Raw genomic sequence first — 23,988 nt, 5'->3', positions numbered from 1 at the left:
CCCAGCGGCCGGGCGTTCGGCGAGGACGGACGTGTGATGACCACACAAGCGAGCGGTTCCGGGTCGGGTGACATCGGGGACGGACCGCTGATCGCGCGGGCGGCCGCGGTCCTGGTGGACGACCGGGGGACGGTGACCGGCTGGAGCCCGGAGGCCGAACGGCTGCTCGGCCACACCGCTCGGGAGGTGCTCGGGCGGCCGATCGCCGCGCTGACGGAGCGGGCCGGAGGGGAAGCCGGTGGGGAGTGGGCCGGCGAGGAGGCCGGTGGGGAGTGGGCCGGCCGGGATGCCGGGGCGAAGTGGCCTGGTGGGGATGCCGGTGCGGACTGGTTCCTGCGGTCCCCCGACCCCGCGCGGTGCATCACCGTCGTCTTCCGGACGCGGGCCGGCCGTCCCCTGCCGGTGGCGGTGTCGTGCCGCGCACTGCACACCACGCCGGGCGGCTCCCTGCGGCTGCTGCTCCTGACCGACGCCGGGGAGCTCGCGGGACGGCGGCTGCGGCAGGCCATGCTGCACGGCCTCGGCACGCAGTCCACCGTCGCGCTGACGATCTACGGCCCCGACCTGCGCGTGGCCTGGGCCAACGCGGCGGCCGGCAAGGAGATGCCGGGGGAGACGCGACCGGGGGAGGCGCCGGGAGAGTCCACCCCGTGTCCGGCGTGCGGCGAGGGCGAACCGGGGCCCAGATGGGGCGAAGGCGCATCGGGGCCGGCGAGGAGCGAGGGGCGACCGTATCCCGAGAGCCGGGTGCCGTCCGGACAGCAGCCGGACTCGGCCCGGCAGCTCCTCGGCAGGGTCCTCGACACGGGGGAGACGGTCACCGGCCTGCAATACCGGGGCCGCACCCCGGCCGATCCCGGGCACGAGCACGTCTGGTCGCTCTCCTACTACCGACTCCAGGACGCGGACGGCCGGCCCCTGGGCGTGTGCGAGGAGTCGGTGGACGTCACCGACCTGCACCGTGCGCAGCAGCGGCTGGCGCTGCTGAACGAGGCCAGTGATCTGATCGGGAGCACGCTCGACCTGGAACGCACCGCGCGGGAGCTGGCCGAGATCCTGGTGCCGAGGGTCGCCGACTTCACCGCCGTCGACCTCCTCGGCGCCGTACTGGACGGCCGGGAGCCCGACGCCCGGGCCGCCTACCGGACGGGGGACATGCGCCGGGTCGTGCACCACTCGCTGCGGGAGGACCTGCCCGAAGTGGTCGTCACGGCCGGCGGGACGGTGGGTTACCCGCGCGGCTCGCCGCAGTGGGAGTGCCTGGCCTCCGGACGCCCGGTGCTGAACGCCGTGCTCGACGTGGGGAGCCCGTGGCTCGTCCACGACGCGGTGCGCCGCGCCCGCATGCGCGAGCTGGGCATCCACACCCATCTCGTCGTCCCGCTGCGGGCGCGGGGCGTGACGATGGGCGTGGCCACGCTGATGCGCTGGCACGACCCCGACCCGTTCTCCGCCGAGGACGTGCTGCTCGTCGAGGAGCTCGCCGCCCGCGCGGCCGTGTGCATCGACAACGCGCGCCGGTTCGGCCGGGAGCACCGGTCCGCGCTCACCCTGCAGCAGAGCCTCCTCCCGCACGAACTGCCGAGCCACGCGGCCGTGACCGCCGCCTACCGGTACCTGCCGGCCGACACCGTGGCCGGAGTGGGCGGCGACTGGTTCGACGTACTGCCCCTGGCCTGCGCCCGTGTGGGACTGGTCGTCGGCGACGTCGTCGGCCACGGCATCCGTGCCGCGGCGACCATGGGCCGGCTGCGTACCGCCGTGCACACGCTGGCCGACCTCGACCTGCCGCCGGAGGAACTGCTCACCCACCTCGACGACCTGGTCACCCGCCTGTCCGAGGAGGCCGAGACGGCCTACCCCACGGGCGTCGAGGGCATCGTCGGCGCGACTTGCCTGTACGGCGTCTACGACCCCGTCAACCGCCGTGCCACCTTCGCGCGGGCCGGCCATCCACCGCCCGCCCTCGCCCACCCGGACAAACCGGTGGAGTTCCTGGACATCCCCGCGGGCCCGCCGCTCGGTGTCGGCGGCATGCCGTTCGAACCGGCCGAGGTCGACATCCCGGAAGGCTGCCTCCTGGCCCTCTACACCGACGGGCTGATCACCGCCTCCGGCTACGACCCGGACATCGGACTCGAACGGCTGCGATTCGCGCTCGCCCACCCGGACCGCCCCCTGGAGGAGATCTGCGACACCATGGAGCGGACCCTGCTGCCGGACCGCTCCCGGGACGACGTCGCCTTCCTCGTGGCCCGGCCCTCCCCGCTCTCCGCCGCGGACGTCGCCTCCTGGGACCTCGCCTTCGAACCCGCGGCCGCCGGCCGGGCACGGGCGCTGACGATCGACCGCCTCACGCGGTGGCGGCTGGAGGACCTCTGCTTCACCGCGGAACTCATCGTCAGCGAGCTGGTCACCAACGCCGTCCGGCACGCCCGCGGCCCGGTCGCGCTCCGCCTGATCCGTACCGAGAACCGGATCATCCTCGCCGTCCTGGACCACAGCAACACCTCCCCGCACCTGCGGCGGGCGAGGCTCGGCGAGGAGGGCGGCCGCGGGCTGTTCCTCGTCGCCCAGTTCGCCCTGCGATGGGGGACGCGCTACACCACGGACGGCAAGGTCATCTGGGCGGAACTCCCCGTCCCGTCCGAATCACCGTCCCCGTCTCCGTCCCCGTCCCCGTCGTCCTGACGGCGTCAGAGGGAGAACAACGCCGCCGCGTTGTCGTGGCACACGGCCCGCAGCCAGTCGCGACCTCGGTCCAGCCGTTCCAGGGCCTGGAGCTGATGCACGTACGGGTAGGGGATGTTGGGGAAGTCGGTCCCGAGCAGGACGCGGTCGCCGAGGTTGGTGAGACGGGACAGGGCGTCGCGGGGGAACGGCATGAGCCCCTCGCTGAAGTCGGTGAACGCCATCGTCGTGTCCAGCCGCACCTCGCCGTACCGTTCGGCGAGGCCGAGGAACTCCTCGTACTCGGGCATCCCCATGTGCGCGACGACGAGGCGCAGCCGCGGGTGGCGTGCGAGCAGGCGGGCGACGGGCTCGGGGCCGGTGTGCTTGCCGGGCGCGGGCCCGGAGCCGCAGTGCATCACGACGGGGGTCCCGGCCTCGGCCAGCAGCCCCCACGCCTCCTGGAGGCGTTCGTCGGCCGGGTCGTACGCCCCCACCTGCACATGCGCCTTGAACACCCGGGCACCGGTGTCGAGGGCCTCGCGGACGTAGTGCCCGACGCCGGGTTCGGGGTAGAGGGTGGCGGTGTGCAGGCAGTCGGGGGTGCGTCGGGCGAAGTCGGCGGCCCAGCCGTTGAGCCAGCGCGCCATGCCGGGTTTGTGGGGGTAGAGCATGGAGGTGAAGGCCCGTACGCCGAACTCCCGCAGCAGGGCCGTGCGCTCCGCCTCCTCCTTGCGGTAGGTGATCGGCCACTCCAGCCCGCCGATCAGGGGGCCGCCCGCGTCGAAGTACTCCCAGACCTTGTGCAGGACCCGCTCGGGCATGAAATGGGTGTGGACGTCGATCAGTCCGGGCAGACCGAGACCGGTCCAGAAACGGCGGACCTCGACGGCCTCCTCGTTCACGGCGTCGTTCACGGCGTCGCGCGGGGAACTCACCTGGGTACTGCCTCTCTCTCGAACGGTCTGCGGCCACTGCCGGGCGGTCTACGGCCACTGCCGGGCGGCGTTCCGGCTTGGCACGAGCCTGTCAGCCCTCCGCCACACCGGTGACGCCGGGTACCCGGAAGAGTGACATGCGGCGTGCCGTACGCGTGGCCGGGGATGCATCTGGTATCCGGCCGCGGCGAACGGGGCCCTGTCCTAGGAGTGGTCGCCCTGCGTTCCAGGATGATGGCGTTGGCAGTGGGTTCGACGGCCGTGGCGCTCCTCGGCGCGGCCGGGACGAGTACCGGCGCACCGCCTGCCGGCGCGGACCCCGCCCGGATACGCCCCTCCACACTGCACATGGTCAGCCTCGGCGATTCGTACGCGGCGGGCTACACCCGCCTGGCCGGCGGCCCCGTCGAACCCGACGAGCCCGGCAAGTCGGGGTGCGAGCAGACGCTGGAGTCGTACCCGTACGTACTCAGGAAGACATCGGCCGGCCTGCTCGGGCAGACCCGCGACGTCACCTGCGGAGGCGCCACGACGGGCAACGTCCTCGACACCCCCCAGCAGCCGGTGGGGCACGCGTCGCTCGACCGGTTCGGGATACCCCAGGCCGATCCGCTGGCGCCCTTTCCGAAGCGACCGCCACAGATCGAGGCCGTACGTGCGGACACCGACATCGTCACCCTCGGCATCGGCGGCAACGACTACTTCAGCCCCCTGGCATCCGAGTGCCTGCGAGCGGACGCGTCCAGCGACGCCCCGGCCCACTGCCGGGACAACCTAGAGAGCGGCGCGTACGCCGGTCTGGGCCTGCCCGCGGACGACCCGGACCTCGACGGGCCGAGGCGGGCACTCGCCGACAGGTACCGGACGCTGCTCGACGCGGTGCATGCCCGAGCGCCGCACGCACGCATCTACGTGATCGGCTATCCCTCCGTGATCCCGGCGGACCCCCGCACCTGCGCCCGCAACTCCCAGGAACTGTTCACCCTCGGCCGCGGGGACATCGGCTGGCTCGGCCGGCTCCTCGACGGAGTCAACGAGGCCGTGGCCTCCGCGACGGCCGACGCGCACCGGCACGGCGTTCCGGCGGAGTTCGTCGACACCCGCCGTGCCACCCTCGGCAAGGACGCCTGCGCCCCCCGCGCGGTCAAATGGGTGGAGGGCTACACCGAGAAGATCGGCACGATCGGTGTCGGCGGATGGGGAGACCCGGCGCTCATCCACCCCAACCGCCGCTACCACCAGTACGTCGCCGGACAGCTCGCCCACCGCATCAGGGACGACTTCGCGGCACGGCTGCCCGCGACCGGCCCGGCACCCGGTGGACCGACCAGTCCGGCACCCGGGGGACCGGATGTCTGAGGAAACCGGGAGCTCCGGCACCGTTCACTGTCCCTTCGACTTCAGCGAGGGCCTCGCCTTCGACCCGCTGTTCACGGAGTTGATGGCGAGGGGACCGGTGACCCGCATCCGGCTCCCGTACGGCGACTGCGACGCCTGGCTGGTCACGACTTACGCCGGAGTCCAGCAGGTGACGACCGACCAGCGGTTCAGCCGCTCGGCCATCGTCGGCCGCGACTACCCCCGGCTGACACCGGAGCCCATCGTCTCGCCGGAGTCGGTCAACATCGTCGACCCGCCCCGCAGCCGCCGGCTGCGCCACGCCGCCGCGCGGGCGTTCACCAAGAAGCGGGTGGCCCGCATGAGGCCTGCCATCGAGCGGGTGACGGGCGAACTCCTGGACCGGATGGCCGCGCTCGGACCACCCGCCGACCTCGTCCAGCACCTCTCCGTACGACTCCCGCACCACACCATCTGCGAACTGCTCGGCGTCGTCCCCGCCGACCGCCCCGAACTGATGCGCCACACGCAGCAGTTGCTGGCCACGGCGCCGGCCGACCGGCGGGCGGCGACGGACGCCAAGCGCCGGCTGCGGGCGTACTTCACCCGCCTCGTCCGGCAGCGGCGCGCCGATCCCGCCGACGACATCCTCAGCGCCATGGCCGCCGACCCGCAGGAGCCGCTGGACGAGGAGGAACTGGCCGTCCTGGCGCTGACGCTGCTGCTCAGCGGCAACGACACCGCGACCTGCCAGATCAGCAACATCACGTACACGCTGCTCGCCCACCCGCTTCGCTGGGCCGAACTGGCCGCACACCCGGACCGGTTGCCCCCGGTCCTCGACGAACTCCTGCGCCTCATCCCCTTCCGCAAGGGCGTCGGCATCCCCCGCGTCGCCCTGGAGGACGTCGAGATCGCCGGAACCCCCATCCGCGCGGGGGACTTCGTCCACGTCTCCTATCTCACCGCCAACCGTGACCCGGCGGTGTTCGACGACCCGCACGCCTTCGACCCGGCGCGTCCGCCGCGGCCCCACATGACCTTCGGCTGGGGCGCCCACCACTGCCTCGCCGAGCCCCTGGCCCAGGAGGAACTGCGCACAGCCGTCACCTCCCTGGTCACCCGCTTCCCCGACCTGCGCCTCGCCGTCCCCGAGAGCGGCATCCGTTGGGACACGTCCACCATCCGACGCTTCCCCGTGGAGCTGCCGGTGACCTGGTGACGCGGCCCGCGGCAGCGGAAACCCCGGTCACGCGGACGCGGTGACCGGGGCCCCGGGATCAGCTGCGCCGGACGGCGCCGGGCGGCACTAGTGCCCCAACAGGCAACGTTCGCCCCGTCGCGACGCCCGGCACGCCCTCTCGCCGCACCGGCCGAAAGCCCAAGTACATCCAGTACGAGGACTTCCGGCCGGCACACCGAGAGCACGCACCGGACGCCGTTCCTTCACGGGCAAACGTCGCCTGCCGGGGTACTAGTTCCGGTACCGGAACACGATCCGGCCGCGCGTCAGGTCGTACGGCGGGAGCTCCACCAGCACGCGGTCCTCCAGCACGATCTTGATGTAGTTCTTGCGGATCTTGCCGCTGATGTGCGCGAGGACCTGGTGGCCGTTCTCCAGCTCCACGGTGAACATGGCGCTGCGCAGACACTCGACGACCCTGCCCTCGACCTCGATGACGTTCCTGTTCCTGGTCATCGCACCAGCTCCAGGTTGCTGCTCACCGGCCGGGCGCCGATGCCCCCGAAGAGCGCCGAGGCCGCCTGGTTCGACTCCTGGACCTCGGCCCAGGCCGTGGCGGACCCGGAGCGGTGCAGTGTGCCCAGCGCGTGCGCCAGCAGCGCCCGCGCGATGCCGCGGCGCCGCTCGCCGGCCCTGACCGCGACCAGCCCGATGCGCGGCCGCTTCACCGTCACCACCCTGATCAGGCCCAGGTAGTGGTCCGGCCCCGCGGCCACCGCGTACTTGGACGGGTCGACGACGGTGTCCCCTTCGGGGTGCGGGATCACCTCCGCGGGCATCGAATGCCACCCGACGGTCGCCCCGACCTCGTCCCGGATCGCGCGGTCCACGGCCCGCAGCAGCGCCTCGTCCGCCTGGCCGGCGGGCACGATCGCCACCCCCGGGGGCGGCACGACCGCTTCGAGCCCGGTGAGCCGCGGGTCGGTCGGCACGTCGTACTCCCACTCGCGGCGCCGGATGGTGAACCCGGCCCGCCGCCAACCGGCCGTCTGTTCGACGTCGGCCTCGTCGACCACCGTGTACAGCGGTGCCGGCAGTTCCGCGACCATCGCCTCGGCGAGCCGGTCGAAGGCGGCGTCGTGCCAGGCGTCGACACTCACGAACAAACGCCCGTCGGCCCGGTGTCCCGCATGACCGCGGCCTACGACCAAGTCGTCGTCCAGAGCGTGCCATTGCCCGTCCGCGACACGCGTGATCCGCACGGCGCTCTCGCTCGGGCCGGATGTGCAAGGTTGTGCATGCATCGGCGTCTCCCTCCAGGAGTGCCTCGATCTCAGGCGCTCCTGGCGACACCGAACGTCAGCCGCCGGACCGTGACGGGATGAGGGAGCACCCATGGGTGACTGTGTTCACGGGTCTCACCTCCCTACGACGACTTCACGATCCACCGGAAACGTAGCAGAGGGGCGCCGCTGCGCTCACCTCGATTTTCCGGCCGGGCGCGGAGATCTCGGCTCCCCGCGCGCCGGTCGGCTCCGCGACGGTCAGCTGTGGGTCAGGAGTTGACGGACGACGTATCCGGCGGAGTCGACTCCGGTGCTGCCGCCTTCGACCAGGGCGGCGACGGCGATGTGGGAGTTGTAGGCGGTCAGCCAGCCGTTGGTGTGGTCGCCCTCCTCCGCGGTTCCGGTCTTGCCGCCGACACCCGCCAGCCCGCCCAGGCGCGGCGCGGCGGTTCCGCTGGTGGCGACGGTGCGCATCATGGACTGCAGGTATCCGGCCGTGCGGGCGGTGATGGGGCGCGGCGCGGTGTCCTGGTGCTGTCCGGGCAGGATGATCGGCTGCTTGAAGCCGGCGCCGCGCACGGTGGCGGCCACGGACGCCATGAACAGCGGTGTGGCCGTGACCTTTCCCTGGCCGATGAACTGGGCGGCCTGGTCGCCTCCTTGCGCGTCCGTCGGGATGCTCGGGTCGGTGGTGGCGACTCCGCCGCCGATCGACCAGCTGCCCATCCCGAACACGTTCACGGCCTCGTCGTGCAGTGCGGAGGCGTCCCCTCCGTGCACCAGGTAGTGGAACCCGTCCTTGATGAAGGAGGTGTTGCAGGAGACGGTGAACGCCTGGGCGATCGTGGAGCCGGGATCGGCCCGTACACCCGAGTCGTTGTGGAAGGACTGGCTGTTGGCGACGATGGAGTCCGTGCACGGGGCGGGACTGCTCGGTGTGAGGCCCGCCTGGTCGAACAGGGCGGCGGAGGTGATGATCTTCATCGTGGAACCGGGGGATTTGATGCCCCGAATGGCGATGTCCCCGTCCGAACCCGTATGGGCGATCGCGAGGATGTGGCCGGTCCGCCAGTCGAGCGCCACGGTTCCGGCCGCCTTCTGACCCAGATGGTCGTCCTTCACGGCGTCCTCGGCCACGGCCTGGAGGCGCGCGTCGATGGTCGTTTTGATCACCGGCGTCTTCCCCTGGGAGAAGACCCGGAGCGTCTTCACGCCGCTGCCGTCGGCGTCGACCACGGCCACACCGGTGCCCGTGCTGCCGCCGGTGGGCTTGGCGTGCTTGCGGAGGGTCGCCGCGATGTCCCGCAGTGAGGCGAACGTGGACAGGTCCGTCTTGCCGTCGCTCGCGACGACCTTGGCGTCGTCGGCACCGGCGGGAAGTGTGCCGGCGGTCAGGGACTGGCCCTCGCCCAGGCCGGGATGGAGCACCGACCTGTCCCAGTGCACGGCCAACTGACCGTCCGTGCTCTGCAGTACCGCCACCGCGCTCGGATAGGTCCAGGTGCCGCCCGCCACATCGGCCGACACCTTGAAGGTGATCCTGGTGGCGCCCGGCGTCGCCGTCGACCGTCCCGCCGACGCGACCTGTGCGAAGGTCAGCTTCTTCAGATGCAGCCCGTCGGCGTATTTCTGGAGGGCCTGCGATGCCGTGCCCGGGGCGTCGGTGTTGTGCGCCGCGTCGTCGAGGTGATGTCCGGACCAGTTGTCCAGGAACGTCCGGGCCATCGTGACGGCCTTGGCACTCGTGGGCGGTACGGTCGACGTGGCCGCCGGGTCGAAGGTGTGTTCCGCGTCCGTCCAGTCGCTACTCGTGTCTCCGGAGGTCATCCCGTGGACGACGTTGTAGGCGCCGATTCCCCCCGTGACGAGCAACGCTGTGCAGGCGCCGGCGATGCCGATCTTCACAGCTTTGTTCATACGGTGGATCGTATGTTTGTTTGCGCTGTGCACGTGTTGGCTGCCGGTAGATCGTTATCGGACCGTCCGGTCGCGGTTTCACGGACGTGACCTCACCGTTCATCCAGCTCCGCCCCTCGACCTGCTACGCAGCGGACACGAGGACGGGCAGCGCCGTCAGCCCCCGTACCAGGCGTGTTCTGCGCCAGGTGAGCTGCTCGGCCGGGACCGCTAGGCGGAGGGCGGGGAAGCGGGCGAGCAGCTTGCGGAGCGCGATGTCCGCCTCCGCCCTGGCGAGGGGCGCTCCGACGCAGCGGTGGATCCCGTGTCCGAAGCCGAGGTGGCCGGCCGCGCTGCGGGCGAGGTCCAGCTCGTCCGGATCCGGCCAGCGCGCCGGATCGCGGTGGGCGGCGCCGATGGCGACCAGTACGGGCTCGCCCGCGGGGATCCGGGTGCCCCTGAGCGTGACGGCTTCGGTGGTGAACCGGAACGTCGCGGTGCTGACGGGCGAGCCGTACCGCAGCAACTCGTCGAGCGAGGCCGGGATCTCGGCGGGGTGCCGACGCAGATGCCGTAGCTGTGCGGGGTGTTGGAGCAGGGCCAGGACGGCGTTGCCGAGGAAGTTGGCCGTCGTCTCGTGGCCGGCCACCAGGAGCAGCACGCCGAGGGACACCAGCTCCTCCTCGCTGAGCCGGTCGTCGCCGTCGCGGGCCGAGACGAGGCGGTCGAGCAGCGCGTTGCCCGGGCGGGAACGCTTGCGGGCGATCAGCGCCGTCATGTAGTCGGCCAGGGAGTGGGAGGCGGCGTCGATGACGGCGGGGGCTCGGGCGGTGAACAGTTCGCCGGACCACCGCCGGACCTGCGCGCGGTCCGGCTCGGGGACACCGAGCAGCTCGCAGATCACGATGACCGGAAGCGGCACCGCCAGCTCCGCGACGAGGTCGACCGGGCCGTCGGCCGGCCAGCGGTCGAGCAGCGCGTCGGTGGTCCTGGCGATGAACGGCCGCAGGTCGTCCACCGCGCCGGTCGTGAACGAGCCCGTCACCAGCCTGCGCAGGCGGGTGTGTTCCGGCGGATCGGTGGCCAGCATGGTGTGCGCGACGGCCGGGTGGAGCCGGCGCCCCGACTCCTTGCCGGCGAAGAACGCCGCGGTGTTCTTCGACAGCCGCGGGTCCCCGAGAGCTTCCCGGGCCTCCTCGTACCCCGTGACCAGGTAGCCGCCGTGCCCGCCCGAGCCGGCCGGCACCCGCTGCACCGGGCACGTGGCGCGCGGGGCCGCGCCGGCCGGGTACGGCTCTTGGGAGGACGCGGGGTTTGTTGTCGGGTCGCTCATGCCCTCAGGGTCCCATCGACTCGCGCGGGGAATCACCGGCGATGGTGTGCCGGCCGGCGAAGTCACGGCTCACCGCCGCGAGCCGGCCGTACCACGAAGTCATGCTCGCCGGTGACCGTCAGGAAAGGACGGACGGGCCGGTGGGCTCAGGCGCCTCGCACAGCAATTGCAGAGAGCCAGGCCCGCAGATCGACGGGGGTGTCGAGCCCATCGCCTGACGACGGAAGCGTCCGGCCTGCCGCCCGGAGCGGGCGCCGCCGACGGCTCGGACCGCTGCCCGGTGAGGAACCAGCATTCCTCCTTCGCACCGCTCCCAGGGCCCGCGGCCCCTGCGCCGTCGGCGACGAGCGCCGCCGGCGCATCCTCGACGCGGCCGTGGACCACTTCGCGCAGTGGGGATTCCACGCCTCCTCCCCGGCCCGGATCGCGAAGTCCGTCGGCGTCACCCAGGGCGGGCTGCTGCACCACTTCCGCGGCCAGGAGGACCTGCTGGCGTACAGGCCCAGCACGGTGAGGGGCGCCGCCACCGCCAGGACCGCTCCGACGGCGCGGAGGGCACCGGTGTGGGCCAGGGTCCACCAGACACCCGCGGCGGCCAGTGCCAGTGCGGCCACGCCGAGCAGGAGCCACAGGACGCCGCGCAGACCGGCGGTGACGAGAGGGACCAGGACGCAGCCGAGGAGCGCGAGGAGTAAGGCGCGCGCCGTCCGGACGGCGGTCCGGTCGGCGGCGGGCGGGCCCGGCCGAGGAGCCGGGCCCGCCGGCCGGGTGGGCGGTCTCACCGCCGGCGTCCTCCCGGACCGAAGGTCCCGGTCCTCGTGCGCGGCGTCCCGGCCGGGACTCACCCGCCGCCGCCCGGCAGGTCGCCGTAGTCGTCGCGGAAGTCCTCCTTGCGGGCGACGCAGAGGGCCCAGATGATGAAGCCGGACATGGCGATCATGATGACGGACCACACCGGGTAGTAGGGCAGGGACAGGAAGTTGGCGATGACGACCAGCCCGGCGATGGCCACGCCGAGGACCCTCGCCCAGGTCGCCGCCTGGAACAGCCCGATGCTGATGACGACGGCGACCGCGCCGAGGGCGAGATGGATCCAGCCCCATCCGGTGAGGTCGAACTGGAAGACGTAGTTGCGGGTGGTGAGGAACACGTCGTCCTCGGCGATCGCCATGATGCCGCGGAAGATGTCGAGGATTCCGACCAGCGTGAGCATCACGCCGGCGAACGTCATCAGGCCCGCGGCCCATGCGTACTTCGTGGTGTGCGCCGCCCGGGGCGCGTGCGTGGCGGTCATCTCGGTGTCTCGCTTTCGGGTCCGTGCTCAGCGGGGTTCGGACGCGGTCGACGCCCCGGCGCCGACGGGAGTGCGGGTCTCGCTCAGGACGAGGTCCTTGGCGCGGCGGAACTCCTCGTCCGTGATCTGTCCGCCGGCGCGCAGGTCGGCCAGCCTGGCCAGCTCGTCGGTGCTCGTGCGGGGACCGCCGTCACCGGCCGTCTTCCTGATGTAGGAGTCGAGTTCCGCCTGCTGGGCGCGGGCGTGGGCGATCTCGCGGTGGCCCATGCTCCGGCCGCGGGCGATGACGTAGACGAAGGCACCGAGGAAGGGCAGCACCAGGACGAAGACCATCCAGCCGGTCTTGCCCCAACCGCTCAGGTCGTCGTCGCGGAAGATGTCGCCGATGATCCGGAAGAGCAGCACGAACCACATGATCCACAGGAAGAACCACAGCATGGTCCAGAACGTGCTCAGGAGCGGGTAGTCGTAGGCGAGTTCCATGGGGCACTCATCTCTCTTCTCAGTTCCGGGTGGCCTTTCCCGCTGCCGTCCCGGCTGATCCCAGCGTGCACATCCGACGGGCGCGGGGCCTCACCCGGCGCGGGTGAGACCCCGCTCCGGGTACCTTTGCTCACCGGTCCGCCCGGCCCGGTGCCGCCGCCCGGCCGGCCCCTCCCGTCGCCGCGGCCAGTACGGCAAGGACGACGAGGACCACGACGACCAGACCGACCACGAGGAGCACGGCCCCGACCGTGGGGTAGTTCCACAACACCAGGGCCAGGGCCCCGAACCCGATGACCCCACCGGTGGTCCACGCACGGTGATCGTCCAGCCAGTGGCCGGTGCCGCCGGTGTCGAGGCCGGCGTCGCGCAGCGCCCGGCCCGCCGCGCCGGTGCCGCGCCCGGCCAGCGAGCGCACCCGGCGCGCCACCCGGCTCGGACCGTACAGATACGCGGTCAGGGCGGTGATCACGGAGACCACCAGCAGGGTGCGGACGCTGTTGCGCAGGAAGCGGACGAAGGTGTCGTACACCACCGCGGCGGCATCGGGCGGCAGCACCGAGTCGGGCACGGACCCCAGGTACACGCGGCGCACGACGGCAAGCCCGACGAGCAGCACGACCATCATCACGCCGACCCCGCTCGCCGTGATCAGCAGCATCGTCCGGTGTGCCGGGGCCGTCCATACGGCGAGGGCCGCGAACAGAATGGTGATCACGGGCAGCCACGCGCCCATGACGTTCAGCAGCCGCATCGCGTCCTGCGCCTTGGAGAGCTTGGCCGTCTCGAACAGGGTGATCTGCCGGTCGGGCGTGGGAATGGCGGTGGCCTTCTCGAAGCCCCGGTCGGCGAGGCGCTGTTTGACCTGGTCGACCACGGTGCCGAGGTCCAGCGTGACCGTGTCGCCCTGGGCCCGTACGGCTCTGCTGTCGTCGCCCGTGAGCATGCCCACGACTCCCGCGTGGGCGCGCCGGTTGGCGCCCTCCCACGCCTGCGCGAAGGCGTCGCCGGCGACCACGCGCTGGACGATGCCGTGCACGGTGTTCGTCAGCGCCGCGCGCAGCGGGCCGGCCAGAGCGGCGGACCGGTCCACCACGGCGGGCGGTGCCCCGGAGTTCGCCAGCGCCTTGCTCAGCGACGCCGTCACCGCCTCGACGTCCACATTGGCCACCACACGGGTGGTCAGCCGGTCGGTGACCACCGCCTGCACGGCCGGCTCCTTCGCCAGCGGGGCGACGGTCTGCACGTACCGGCCGGTGTCGGTGACCGTGTCGTCCACCCACGCGGCGACCACGGCGAGGGGGGAGAGCAGCAGAGCGACGAGCAGCAGCAGGGACGCGCCGGTGTAGCGCGTCTTGCGGTGGCGTACGGCGGCGGCCCGGCGCATCCGCCGGTAATCGGCGTGTTCCTCGGCGCTCAGCGTCACGCCGGGGCCTGCGCCATCGCCCGGGGCGGAGGGCGCGGAGGGCGTCTTCGAGGCCATGGGAACTCCTCGGGGTCGGACCTGGACCTCACGCCGGCGGCGGGCCGGTGTGCGGTGTCGGACCGCACAGCACGGTCATGGCTCCTTCTCGCTCGTCCTCAGGGGACGCGGTCCCGCCCCGGGCCGCCGGCGAAACGGTGAAAGCGCGGTCCCGCGCCGTCCTCGCCGTCACCCTGCCGCGCGGCACCGCGCGCCGGGTCACCCCTCGCGGGTGATCCGCGCGCGGGGCCGTTTCCAGTGGGCTGGGCCATGAAAGAACCAGGAGTTCCGGAAAGGACCAGGAGTTCTCAACCGGGCCGGAAGATGCGGACAGGAACCAGAAGTTGCTGACAGGGCCAGAAGTTCCGAAGGGACGACGTGGCACGTCATGAGTGACCGATACGCCGCCCGGAAGCGGGCGCCCGACGGGGCGGTGACGGCCTCCCCGCCGGCCTCGTCCGCGCACCCCGGCCGGCCGGCGGCCGTGGTCGCCCTGCTGCGGGCCGCTCTGCTCGCGGCCGCCCTGGTCACCGCCTACTACCTGCTGCCCCTGGACCGGGCCGGACGAGGCGGCACCACCGCGGTCCTCGTGTGCGGACTTCTCGCCGTGGCCGCCGTCTTCGCCTGGGAGGTGCGGACCATCATGCGGTCGCCGCACCCCCGCGTGAAGGCCGTCGAGGCGCTGACCGCCACCCTGGCGCTGTACCTGGTCCTCTTCGCCGGCACGTACTACCTGATGGAGGGGTCCACCGCCGGCTCCTTCAGCGAACCACTGACCAAGACCGACGCCCTGTACTTCACGCTGACGACGTTCACCACCGTCGGATACGGGGACATCAGCGCCCGTTCGCAGACCGCGCGCGTGGTGACGATGTTCCAGATGGCCGGCGGGCTGGCGCTGGTCGGTGTCGCGGCGCGGATCCTCGCCTACGCCGTGCAGACGGGCGTACGGCGCCAGGAGGGCCGGGCGGCGGCGCGGGACGACGGCGGAAGCGAACCGGAGGGACCGCCATGATGACACCGATCACCGCGCACGCCGCTCTCTCGCCGGCCGAACGGGCCGCGTACGGCAAGGCCGCCCGCGAGCGTGCCCCGCGCTCCGGTCACGGCCGGTTCGAGACGGACCGCGAGCGGCCCGATCCGGTCGAGGTGCTGGAGGGCCAGTCGGCCACCCGGGTACCGGAGCTGGTGCCCATCCGCTACGGCCGGATGCTGGAGTCCCCGTTCCGCTTCTACCGGGGTGCCGCCGCCCTCATGGCCATGGACCTCTGGTCACTGCCGGCCACGGAGCTGACGGTCCAGTTGTGCGGAGACGCCCACCTGCTGAACTTCCGCCTGCTGGCCTCGCCCGAGCGGCATCTGGTCTTCGACGTCAACGACTTCGACGAGACTCTCGCCGGTCCCTTCGAATGGGACGTCAAACGCCTCGCGGCGTCCTTCGCGATCGCCGGCCGGCACAACGGCTTCTCCGCGGCCGAGCAGGACGGCGCCGTCCACGCGTGCGTGCGCGCCTACCGCACCCGCATGCGGGAGTTCGCCGCCCTGCCCACCCTGGACGTCTGGTACGCCCAGGACGACGCCGACCGGGTACGCGCCCTGCTCGCCTCGTCGATGAGCAAGCGCGCCCGGCGCCGCACCGCGGAGGCGACGGCGAAGGCCCGCACGCGCACCCATCTCCAGGCGTTCGCCAAACTCACCCGGGTCACGGCCGAGGGACGGCGGATCGCCCCCGACCCGCCGCTCGTCACCCCGCTCCGGGACCTGCTGACCGACCCGTCCGACGACCGGCAGGAAAAGGTCCTGCGCAGCGTGCTGGAGGGGTACGCGCGGACCCTGTCCTCGGAGCGCAGGTTCCTGCTGCGCCGCTACCGGCTGGTCGACATGGCCCGCAAGGTGGTGGGAGTCGGCAGCGTCGGCACGCGCTGCTGGATCCTGCTCCTGCTCGGCAACGGGGACGACGACCCGCTGCTGCTCCAGGCCAAGGAGGCGCAGGAGTCGGTCCTGGCCGGGCCCACGGCCGACCTCGGCCACGAGAACCAGGGCCGCCGCGTGGTGACCGGACAGCGGCTCATGCAGACCACCAGTGACATCTTCCTCGGCTGGACCCATGTGGTGGGCCTCGACGGCGTCGGCCGGGACTTCTACGTCCGCCAGCTGTGGGACTGGAAGGGCATCGCGCGGCCGGACACGATGGACCCGGACATGCTCCGCCTCTTCGCCCACCTGTGCGGGGGCGGGCTCGCCCGGGCCCACGCCCGCTCCGGCGACCCCGTCGCGATCGCCGCCTACCTCGGCGGCAGCGACCGCTTCGACCGCGCCCTCGCCGAGTTCGCCCAGGCCTACGCCGACCAGAACGAGCGGGACGCGGGCGCGCTGGCCGCGGCCGCCGCCTCGGGCCGGGTCCACGCGACCGCGATGTGAGGACACCCGGCATCACCCGCACCGGTTCAGTCGCCCGCGCCCGTACCGGTTCGCCGCACGACACGGCCGGGTGAACGACCGTGGTGGCACCGCCGGTGACACGCGGACAGCCGCTACGCTCACGGCGCTTCGTGGTGCGCGTGACTCAGGGAGGGCAGGGCGACGGCCGGGATCGACCGCGAGCGTCTGCGGAGGACGCTGACGTTCTGGCTGCGCCCCGCCTTCGCCCTGCGCGTCCTCAACCGCTTCCAGCGGGTCGTGGGGTTCGACCGCTCGATGGCCCTGGCGTCCAGCGCCTTCACGGCGCTGATTCCGCTCGCCATCCTGCTCGGCGCCGTCCTGGGCGACCTCGTGCACGTCGACGCGGCGGAACGGATCATCAGGCGCTACGACCTCAGCGGCGCCGGGGCCGACGCGGTGAACCTCCTCTTCGCGCCCGCGCAGGGCGGCAGCAGTCCGAGCACCGGAGTCTTCGGCGTCCTCTTCCTGACGATCTCGGTGCTGAGCTTCGCGCGGGCCGCGCAGCGCCTCCTGGAGCAGACCTGGGAACTGAGACCGCTGAGCGTCCGCAACTCCCGCAACGGCCTGTGGTGGATCCTCACCCTCGCCGGCTACACCCTGGTCAGTGGATGGATCTCCGCGGTCCTCGGCGGCCGGGTGGCCGGTCTGCCGGCCGCCTTGTGCCAGATCCCGCTGACGGCGGTCTTCCTCACCGTCAGCGGCAGGCTCCTGTCGGCGAGGCGGATCACCTGGCGCGCGCTGATCCCGTTCGGGGCCGCCGGAGCCCTCCTGCTGTCCGCCTACTCGTGGGGCGCGGCCCTGTACCTCCCGCGCCTGTTCAACTCCTACGCGGACCGCTACGGCGTGGTCGGCGGTGTCTTCGCGATGCTGTCCGCACTCTTCTCGGCCATGTTCGTCCTGGTCGTGTCCGCCGCGCTGGGCCGTGAGACGGCGGACGAACTCGACCGGATCCGGCAGCACCGGCAGCCGTCCGAGCACGAGGTCCGGCAGGAGTGGGCGGCCATGGTGGAGCAGACGCGTTCCCGCTGGCGCAGGGCCCGCGCGGACGTCTCCCGCCACCGCAGGAGACGCTCCACCTCGTGACGGGCCGCCGGGCCGGCGGGCCTGACGGCCGATCCGCGCGGCGCAGGCTGCCGGGGCCGTCGTCAGCCCTGGTGCCCGTACACGTCCGGACTCCGCCGCACCCTCCGCCGCACCGGCGCGGGAGAGGCGCCCTGTGCGCGGGGAAGGCGCGCGGCCGCGGCGAGTCCGGCGAGTCCGGCGACGGCCAGGGTGATCATCGCCGCCGCGTACGCGCCCTTCGACAGTCCGGAGACCAGGATCGTGCCGGCGATGGCGGTCCCGAAGGACGAACCGAGGTTGGACACGCTGCGGGACAGCCCGGAGATCTCCCCCTGCCGCTGCTCCGGGAACTGCGACTGCACGACGTTGACCGACGGCGTCAGCATGAGACCCAGCCCGAGTCCGATCAGCAGCAGCCCGGGAACGAAGGCCCAGGCGGTGGAGAACGCCGCGACCAGGGCGATCAGCGCCGCCACACCGGCGTCGCACACGAGGAAGCCGGCCATGATCAGGGTGCGCGGGGCACGCCGCGCGGCAAGCCGCTCGGCGGACAGGGACGTGACCAGGAGCCCGAGCGTCGCCGCCGTGAACACGACCCCGGTCCGGATGGCGTCGTAGTGGCGCACCGTCTGCAGGTAGGCCGCCACCGTGAACGACGTGCCCATGAGCAGCAGCCACTGGATGTTCTGGGTGGCCAGCCCGAGGTTGGAGACACGGTCGCGGAACAGGCCGACCGACAGCAGTGGCTCCCCGCCGGAGGCCTCCTTGGCGCGCGCCGAGTGGAAGAACCACGCGAGGACAGCCGCTCCCAGGGCCAGGAGGGCGACGGTGAGCCAGAGGGCGTTGTCCGCGGCCAGGATGCCCATGACGACGAGGACGAGGCCCGTCGCCGAGAGCACCGCGCCGAAGACGTCGAACGAGCGGGCGGGATCCGGCGGCAGCGGATCGTCGATACGGCGGCTGAGGACGATGATCACCACGATGACCAGGGCCTGGAACACGAAGGCCGCGCGCCAGCTGATGCCGGTCGTGATCAGGCCGCCGATGAGGGGGCCGGTGGCGGCGCCCACGCCGCCCATCGCCATGATGATGCCGAAGGCGCGGGCCCGTGACGTGCCGTCCGGGTAGAGCAGGGTCGTGAGGATGTACACCGGCGGGATGAGCAGGGCGGTGCCGATGCCCTCGAGGATGGAGTTGCCGAGGATCAGGACGCCCAGGCCGGGGGCCGCCGCGCTCAGCAGGGCGCCGATCGCGTAGACCACCAGGCCCGTCAGGAAGCAGCGTTTGCGGCCGTAGCGGTCGGTCAGTTTCCCGCCGGGGATCATGAGTGCCGCCATCACGACCAGGAAGACGGTGATGACCACCTGCACGCCCTGGACGGTGGTGTCCAGGTCCTCGCTGATGTCGTTGATCATCACGTTCATGTTGGAGCCGGCGAAACTGCAGATGAACTGGGCGAGGGCCAGCGCGGCCAGGGCCCGTCGAGGGCCGGCCGGCCCGTGTCGCGCCGCCTGCTCAGCCACTGCCGTGGCTCGCGTGAGTGCTCTCGGCGGGCACCTCGTGAGTGCTCTCGGCGGGCACCTTGAGAGCACGGATCGCCGGGCGGTGCCGTCCTCCGTCCCGGGGCCCGCCGGCCGCCGCCCCCGCCAGCTCCTCGTCCAGCGCCATGGCAGCGGTCACCAGGGCGAGGTGGGTGAACGCCTGCGGGAAGTTGCCCAGTTGCTCACCCGACGGACCGATCTCCTCGGCGAACAGGCCGACCGGGTTGGCGTAGGTGAGCATCTTGTCGAAGGCGTACCGGGCCTGTGCGAGTCTGCCGCTGCGGGCCAGCGCTTCCACGTAGAAGAAGCTGCACAGGTTGAAGGTGCCCTCCGACCCGCGCAGGCCGTCGGGGGAGGCCGCGGGGTCGTAGCGGTAGACCAGGCTGTCGCTGACCAGCTCCCCGTCCATGGCGTCGAGGGTGCTGAGCCAGTCCGGGTCCCGCGGCGACAGGAAGCCGACCCTGGGCATGAGCAGCAGGGAGGCGTCCAGGACGTCGGTGTCGTAGTGCTGGACGAAGGCCTGACGCTTCTCGTGCCAGCCCCGCTCCACGATCTGCCGGAACACCGCGTCGCGCGCCCCGGTCCAGCGCGCCGTGTCGCCCGGCCGGGAGAAGGCGCGGGCCGCGCGGATACCGCGGTCGAACGCCACCCAGGTCATCAGCCGGCTGTAGGTGAAGTCCTGCCGGCCGCCGCGCGTCTCCCAGATGCCCTCGTCCGGCTGGTCCCAGTGGTCGGCCAGCCAGTCCAGGACGTCGCTCAGCGCCTGCCAGCCGCGGATGGCGCCGATGTCCCCGCCCACGATCAGGGCGTCCGACGCCTCTCCGTAGATGTCGAGCTGCAGCTGGTCGGCCGCCGCGTTGCCTGCCCGCACCGGGTGCGATCCCCGGTACCCCTCGAAGTGGTCCAGGACCTCCTCCGTGAGGTAGGGGTCGCCGTCGACGCGGTACATGATCTGCAGCGGGTCCTCCCGGACGGTCTCCCGGACCTCGATGCGGTCCCGCAGCCAGCGGCGGAAGGCGTGCGCCTCCTCGTGGAACCCCAGGTCGATCAGCGCCCGGACGGACAGCGACCCGTCCCGGACCCAGGTGTACCGGTAGTCCCAGTTGCGTTCACCGCCGATCTGTTCCGGCAGCCCCATGGTGGCTGCCGCGATCGGGGCCCCGGTCGGCGCGTAGGTGAGCAGCTTGAGGGTGATCGCCGAACGGTTCACCATGTCCTGCCAGCGCCCGCGGTAGGTGCACGAGCGCAGCCAGGACAGCCAGAAGGAGCGGCACGCCTCCAGGTCGCCGGTGATCCCCTCCAGCGAGGGGGGCGGTGGTGCGGAACCGCCGCCCGCCGTGCTGGTCAGCACGACGGCGGCCGCCTCACCGGCACTCAGGGTGAACCGCGAGACGACGTCGTCGCCGTCCGCCCGCAGGGCGAAACCGGTGGTGGACCGCACGTGCAGGTCCGTACCCGGGCCGCGGAAGACCGCCGCGTGCTCGCCGGCCGGGGCCAGGACGTGCGGGGCACGGCCGTAGTCGAAGCGCGGCCGGCAGGCGAAGCTGAAGGGCATCGTGCCGCGGACCACGCGCGCGATCCGTATCAGGCTGTGCCGGTCCCGCGGCGCCGGGGAGTCGAGAGGCGGCATGAAGTCGGCCACCTCGCCGACGCCCTCGGGTGCCATGAAGCGGGTGACCAGGACGGCCGTGTCGGACAGATAGAGCTGGCGGACCGTCGTACCGCTGCCGGACGGAAGGTCCACGCCGAGGTGGCAGTGCCCGCCGCGCTCGCTGTCCAGCAGGGACGCGAACAGGCTGGGAGAGTCGAAGCGGGGGGTGCACCACCAGTCGATCTCTCCGCCGGAGGAGACCAGGGCGGCTGTCTGCAGGTCACCGATCATGCCGTGATCGGCGATGGGCGGGTATGCGTTCACGGCGTCCTCCGACTCGCGCACATGCCCGGGGGCACGGCACCGGTCCCACCGGTACCCCTTCAGGCTTCGCACCGGCCGCCGCCGGCGCATCACCCACCGGGGGTGACGCCGGGGACCGGGTGGGATCCGCACCGGGTCCGGGCGCCCCCGCACCGGGTCCGGGCGCCCCCGCACCGGGTCCGGGCGCCCCCGCACCGGGTCCGGGCGCCCCCGCACCGTATGCGGGGCACCCCTCCGTCCAGGCCCGCCGGCGCCGGGCCCGGGACGAACGGCCCGGGCGGGGGCCGTCCGGCCCCATGCGAGCCGGTGCCCCGGCTGACACGATGTGGGGGTTGGTGGACAGCCGTCACGATCCTCCAGGTGGTGAGAGCCGTGACCCCCGACGACGAGACCCCTGGACACCCGGCGGGCCGGGACATCGATCCGCTGGGCGATCCGTTTCTGAGGACCCGCTTCGTCCTGCCCGCGAGACCCGTGACGTTCCTGCGTCGCGAACGGCTCGCCGAACACCTGGAGCGCGCGTTGCCGGCACCGCTGGTGATGGTCAACGGAGCCGCCGGGGCGGGCAAGACCTTGTTCGTCGCCGACTGCGCCGCGCACCGCGAGCGGCCGGTCGCCTGGCTGACCGTGGACGACGCGGTGCACGAGCCGGGCATGTTCTGGGCCTATCTGATCGAGGCCCTGCACAGCACGGCGGTGCCGATGCCCGCCGACGTCGGATTCCCCTCCGACGCACGGCAGGTGGACCGGACCCTGCTGACCCGGCTGGCGGCACGGCTGAGCAGCGACGGCACCGGCGTGACCATGGTGATCGACGAGTATGACAAAGCCGCGCCCGAGGTCTCAGAACAACTGGCGTTCGTCCGGGAGCACGCCGGGCCGGATTTCGGCCTGGTCCTGGTCACCCGCACGGAACCGCTGCTGCCGCTCCACCGCTACCGGGCCTCCGGCGAACTCGCCGAGATCAGGGACGCCGAGCTGGCCTTCACGCCCCGGGAAGCCGTCACGCTCCTGGAACTGCACGGGCTGCGGGTGTCCCTCGCGGCGGCCGGCGCCCTGGTGGACCGCACCCGGGGCTGGGCCGCGGGTCTGCGCCTGTGCGCCCTGGCCGCCCGGCAGAGTCCGGACCCCGAGCGCTACCTGAAGGAGTTCGAAGCAGGCCACAGCACGGTCGCCGACTTCCTGCTCGCCGAGGTGCTCCAGCGGCAGCCCGGCAACACGCAGGACCTGCTGCTGCGCGTCAGCGTCTGCGAGCGCTTCTGCGCCGACCTCGCCGACGCGCTGACCGGTCGCCAGGACGCCGCGCGCATCCTGGCGGAACTGCATCACGTGAACGCCTTCGTCGAGGACCTCGGCCACTCCTGGTACCGCCTGCACCCGCTGTTCCGGGAGATCCTCCGCGTCCACCTGCGCGAGCGCAGCCCCGGTCTGGAGCCGGAACTGCACCGGCGGGCCGCGCGCTGGCTGCGCCGGTCCGGGGCCCTGCCGGACATGGTCGTGCACGGCGCGGCCGGGGGCGACTGGGAGTTCACCTCCCGGGCGCTGGTGGACGACCTGGCGATCGGGCAGCTGTTCACCGGACTGCGCTCCGAGGACCTCACCCGGCTGTTCGCCGGCATGGAGTCCGCCTCGACCGGTCCGGAGACCGACCTCGTCCAGGCCGCCCGGGACCTGTCCCGGCACGACCTCGACCGGGGTCTTACCCATCTGCGGCACGCCAGGGAGCACCTGGACGCCGAGCGGACGCACCCCCCGGCGGTCCGGCTCAGCTGCGCCCTGCTGGAGGCCCTGGCGGCCCGGCTGTCCGGGTCCCCGCACCGCGCGGAACAGGCGGTACGGGCGGCCGGGGAACTCCAGCGGGAGGTCCCCGTCCACCTGCTGGACCGGCACCGCGAGCTGCCGGCCCTGCTCCTGACCCATGTCGGCTCAACCCGGCTGTGGGCGGGCCGGCTGGACGACGCGCGAGCCGCTCTGACCAAGGTGACCGGCGACCGCGGAGGTGCCTCGACAGCGGTGCCCCGGCAGGAGTCACTGGTCCACCTGGCTCTGATCGACTATCTCGACGGATGGCCGGACCGGGCCCGGAACCATGTGTCGGCCGCGAGGGCGGAGACCGAACGATTCAGCCTGCCCGAGGACGCCGACTCAGGTCTCGGGGGACTGGTCCTGGCGGCGGTCGCCGTCGAACGCGACGAGCTGGACGAGGCGCAGACGCTGCTCGACCGGACGCCCGCCCGCGAGACGCCGGACCCGGTGGCGGCCGCGGGACGGTCGCTCGTGACGGCCCGTCTGCTGCTGGCCCGTGGCCGGGCACGCGCCGCGATGGCCGCGACCGCCACGGATCTGCCGACCGACGTCGCGTCACCGTGGGTGGCGGGCCATGCCGCCCTGGTCGAGTCCTCCGCCCACCTTGCCGAGGGCCGGCCGGAGGCCGCCGCGGAGGTGCTGCGGGGTCTGGACGCCGAGCAGCCCGTGTGCGCGGTGGGCGTGGCGCGGGCGCGCCTCGCGGCGGGCGACTCGTCGACGGCCCTGGAGGTGCTCGACGCGATGCCCGGCGCCCAGCACGTCGGCCCCGCGGTGCGAGTCCGCGCGACGCTGCTGCGGGCGCAGGCCGCACACGCCGCCGGTGACGAGTCCGCCACCCACCGGCTGCTCGCAGAGGCCCTGCTGACCGGCCGACGCGACACTCTGCGGCGGGCGTTCCGCGAAACCGGCCCGTGGATGGCGCCGCTCCTGGCGCGGACGCCCCTGCGGGAACTCGCCGCCGGATGGCTCGTACCGCGTGACACCGGGCCCGGTGCGGAAGCCGAGGCCGCGCCCGTCCTGGTCGAACGACTGAGTGAACGTGAGTGCGATGTGCTCGTGCGGCTCGCCCGCATGATGTCCACCGAGGAGATCGCCGCCGACCTCTTCGTGTCCGTCAACACGGTCAAGACCCACATCAAGAACCTCCACCGGAAGCTCGCGGTGAACCGGCGGACCGACGCGGTGCGCCAGGCACGCCGGCTGGGACTCCTCTGAGCACACCGCCAGGCGCGGCACCGGCCCCCCTCGGCCCCGTGCTCCAGCGGCGCCACGCGGCGGCCCCGTGCCCCAGCCGTGCGCGGCGCGACGTGGCGGCCTCCTGTCCGAGCCGTGCGCGGCG

General features: G+C 72.7%; 18 protein-coding genes. 8 read left to right on the top strand and 10 right to left on the bottom strand.

Annotated elements, in window-relative coordinates; genetic code table 11:
* Positions 1-36 precede the first annotated feature (36 nt).
* Positions 37-2,691, top strand: a complete 2,655-nt coding sequence (locus tag DBP14_RS02050; protein ID WP_129305332.1) for a SpoIIE family protein phosphatase — start codon at positions 37-39, stop codon at positions 2,689-2,691.
* 5 nt (positions 2,692-2,696) lie between these two features.
* Here the strand turns inward: DBP14_RS02050 and DBP14_RS02045 are convergent, their stop codons facing one another.
* Positions 2,697-3,608, bottom strand: a complete 912-nt coding sequence (locus DBP14_RS02045; protein ID WP_129305331.1) for an amidohydrolase family protein — start codon at positions 3,606-3,608, stop codon at positions 2,697-2,699.
* Between the two features lie 246 nt (positions 3,609-3,854).
* Here DBP14_RS02045 and DBP14_RS02040 point away from each other — a divergent pair, with 246 nt between their 5' ends.
* Both DBP14_RS02040 and DBP14_RS02035 read left to right on the top strand, forming a co-directional pair.
* Complete coding sequence (locus DBP14_RS02040; protein ID WP_241741151.1) at positions 3,855-4,967, top strand: SGNH/GDSL hydrolase family protein; 1,113 nt, start codon at positions 3,855-3,857, stop codon at positions 4,965-4,967.
* Positions 4,960-6,168 (top strand): cytochrome P450, encoded by a 1,209-nt coding sequence (locus DBP14_RS02035; RefSeq protein ID WP_129305329.1) that lies wholly within the window; start codon positions 4,960-4,962, stop codon positions 6,166-6,168. The genes DBP14_RS02040 and DBP14_RS02035 overlap by 8 nt, the downstream gene beginning before the upstream one ends.
* Before the next feature lie 252 nt (positions 6,169-6,420).
* On the opposite strand, the gene infA is transcribed toward DBP14_RS02035, so the two are convergent.
* From infA to DBP14_RS02015, 4 genes are all read right to left on the bottom strand, one after another.
* Complete coding sequence (gene infA / locus DBP14_RS02030; protein WP_129305328.1) at positions 6,421-6,645, bottom strand: translation initiation factor IF-1; 225 nt, start codon at positions 6,643-6,645, stop codon at positions 6,421-6,423.
* The gene (locus DBP14_RS02025; RefSeq protein ID WP_129305327.1) at positions 6,642-7,433 is read right to left on the bottom strand and encodes a GNAT family N-acetyltransferase; all 792 of its coding nucleotides are present in this window, start codon (positions 7,431-7,433) and stop codon (positions 6,642-6,644) included. Before DBP14_RS02025 ends, infA begins: the two co-directional genes overlap by 4 nt.
* A gap of 240 nt (positions 7,434-7,673) precedes the next feature.
* Positions 7,674-9,332, bottom strand: coding sequence for a penicillin-binding transpeptidase domain-containing protein (locus DBP14_RS02020; protein ID WP_129305326.1), 1,659 nt, complete (start codon positions 9,330-9,332; stop codon positions 7,674-7,676).
* A gap of 124 nt (positions 9,333-9,456) precedes the next feature.
* Positions 9,457-10,644, bottom strand: coding sequence for a cytochrome P450 (locus DBP14_RS02015; RefSeq protein WP_129305325.1), 1,188 nt, complete (start codon positions 10,642-10,644; stop codon positions 9,457-9,459).
* A gap of 111 nt (positions 10,645-10,755) precedes the next feature.
* On the opposite strand from DBP14_RS02015, the gene DBP14_RS36610 reads away from it, so the two are divergent.
* Entirely contained in the window at positions 10,756-11,562 is an 807-nt protein-coding gene (locus tag DBP14_RS36610; protein WP_347239632.1) for a helix-turn-helix domain-containing protein, read from the top strand.
* Here the strand turns inward: DBP14_RS36610 and DBP14_RS02000 are convergent.
* From DBP14_RS02000 to DBP14_RS01990, 3 genes are all read right to left on the bottom strand, one after another.
* Positions 11,486-11,938, bottom strand: coding sequence for a hypothetical protein (locus DBP14_RS02000; RefSeq protein ID WP_129305324.1), 453 nt, complete (start codon positions 11,936-11,938; stop codon positions 11,486-11,488). The two genes, DBP14_RS36610 and DBP14_RS02000, sit on opposite strands and share 77 nt — an antisense overlap.
* 27 nt (positions 11,939-11,965) lie before the next feature.
* Entirely contained in the window at positions 11,966-12,421 is a 456-nt protein-coding gene (locus DBP14_RS01995; RefSeq protein WP_129305323.1) for an SHOCT domain-containing protein, read from the bottom strand.
* Between the two features lie 130 nt (positions 12,422-12,551).
* Positions 12,552-13,904: a hypothetical protein gene (locus tag DBP14_RS01990; protein WP_129305322.1), complete on the bottom strand. Its 1,353-nt coding sequence runs from the start codon at positions 13,902-13,904 to the stop codon at positions 12,552-12,554.
* Positions 13,905-14,271: 367 nt separating this feature from the next.
* Between DBP14_RS01990 and DBP14_RS01985 the strand changes: the two genes are divergently transcribed.
* From DBP14_RS01985 to DBP14_RS01975, 3 genes are all read left to right on the top strand, one after another.
* The gene (locus DBP14_RS01985; protein WP_129305321.1) at positions 14,272-14,898 is read left to right on the top strand and encodes a potassium channel family protein; all 627 of its coding nucleotides are present in this window, start codon (positions 14,272-14,274) and stop codon (positions 14,896-14,898) included.
* The gene (locus tag DBP14_RS01980) at positions 14,898-16,304 is read left to right on the top strand and encodes a DUF2252 domain-containing protein (RefSeq protein WP_129311627.1); all 1,407 of its coding nucleotides are present in this window, start codon (positions 14,898-14,900) and stop codon (positions 16,302-16,304) included. Before DBP14_RS01985 ends, DBP14_RS01980 begins: the two co-directional genes overlap by 1 nt.
* Before the next feature lie 258 nt (positions 16,305-16,562).
* Positions 16,563-17,408: a YhjD/YihY/BrkB family envelope integrity protein gene (locus DBP14_RS01975; protein ID WP_129305320.1), complete on the top strand. Its 846-nt coding sequence runs from the start codon at positions 16,563-16,565 to the stop codon at positions 17,406-17,408.
* 62 nt (positions 17,409-17,470) lie between these two features.
* Here the strand turns inward: DBP14_RS01975 and DBP14_RS01970 are convergent, their stop codons facing one another.
* Together DBP14_RS01970 and DBP14_RS01965 are read right to left on the bottom strand one after the other, a co-directional pair.
* A complete protein-coding gene (locus DBP14_RS01970) occupies positions 17,471-18,910 on the bottom strand; it encodes an MFS transporter (RefSeq protein ID WP_277752681.1) in 1,440 nt (479 codons plus the stop codon).
* Positions 18,903-20,843, bottom strand: a complete 1,941-nt coding sequence (locus DBP14_RS01965) for a glycoside hydrolase family 15 protein (protein WP_129305319.1) — start codon at positions 20,841-20,843, stop codon at positions 18,903-18,905. Before DBP14_RS01965 ends, DBP14_RS01970 begins: the two co-directional genes overlap by 8 nt.
* Positions 20,844-21,203: 360 nt before the next feature.
* Here DBP14_RS01965 and DBP14_RS01960 point away from each other — a divergent pair, with 360 nt between their 5' ends.
* Complete coding sequence (locus tag DBP14_RS01960) at positions 21,204-23,864, top strand: LuxR C-terminal-related transcriptional regulator (RefSeq protein WP_241740768.1); 2,661 nt, start codon at positions 21,204-21,206, stop codon at positions 23,862-23,864.
* Positions 23,865-23,988: the final 124 nt, after the last annotated feature.

It is taken from the genome of Streptomyces sp. L2, assembly GCF_004124325.1.
Lineage (GTDB): Bacteria > Actinomycetota > Actinomycetes > Streptomycetales > Streptomycetaceae > Streptomyces.
The sequence above is the reverse complement of the archived record's forward strand: the minus strand, read 5'-3'. Positions and strand labels throughout refer to the sequence as shown.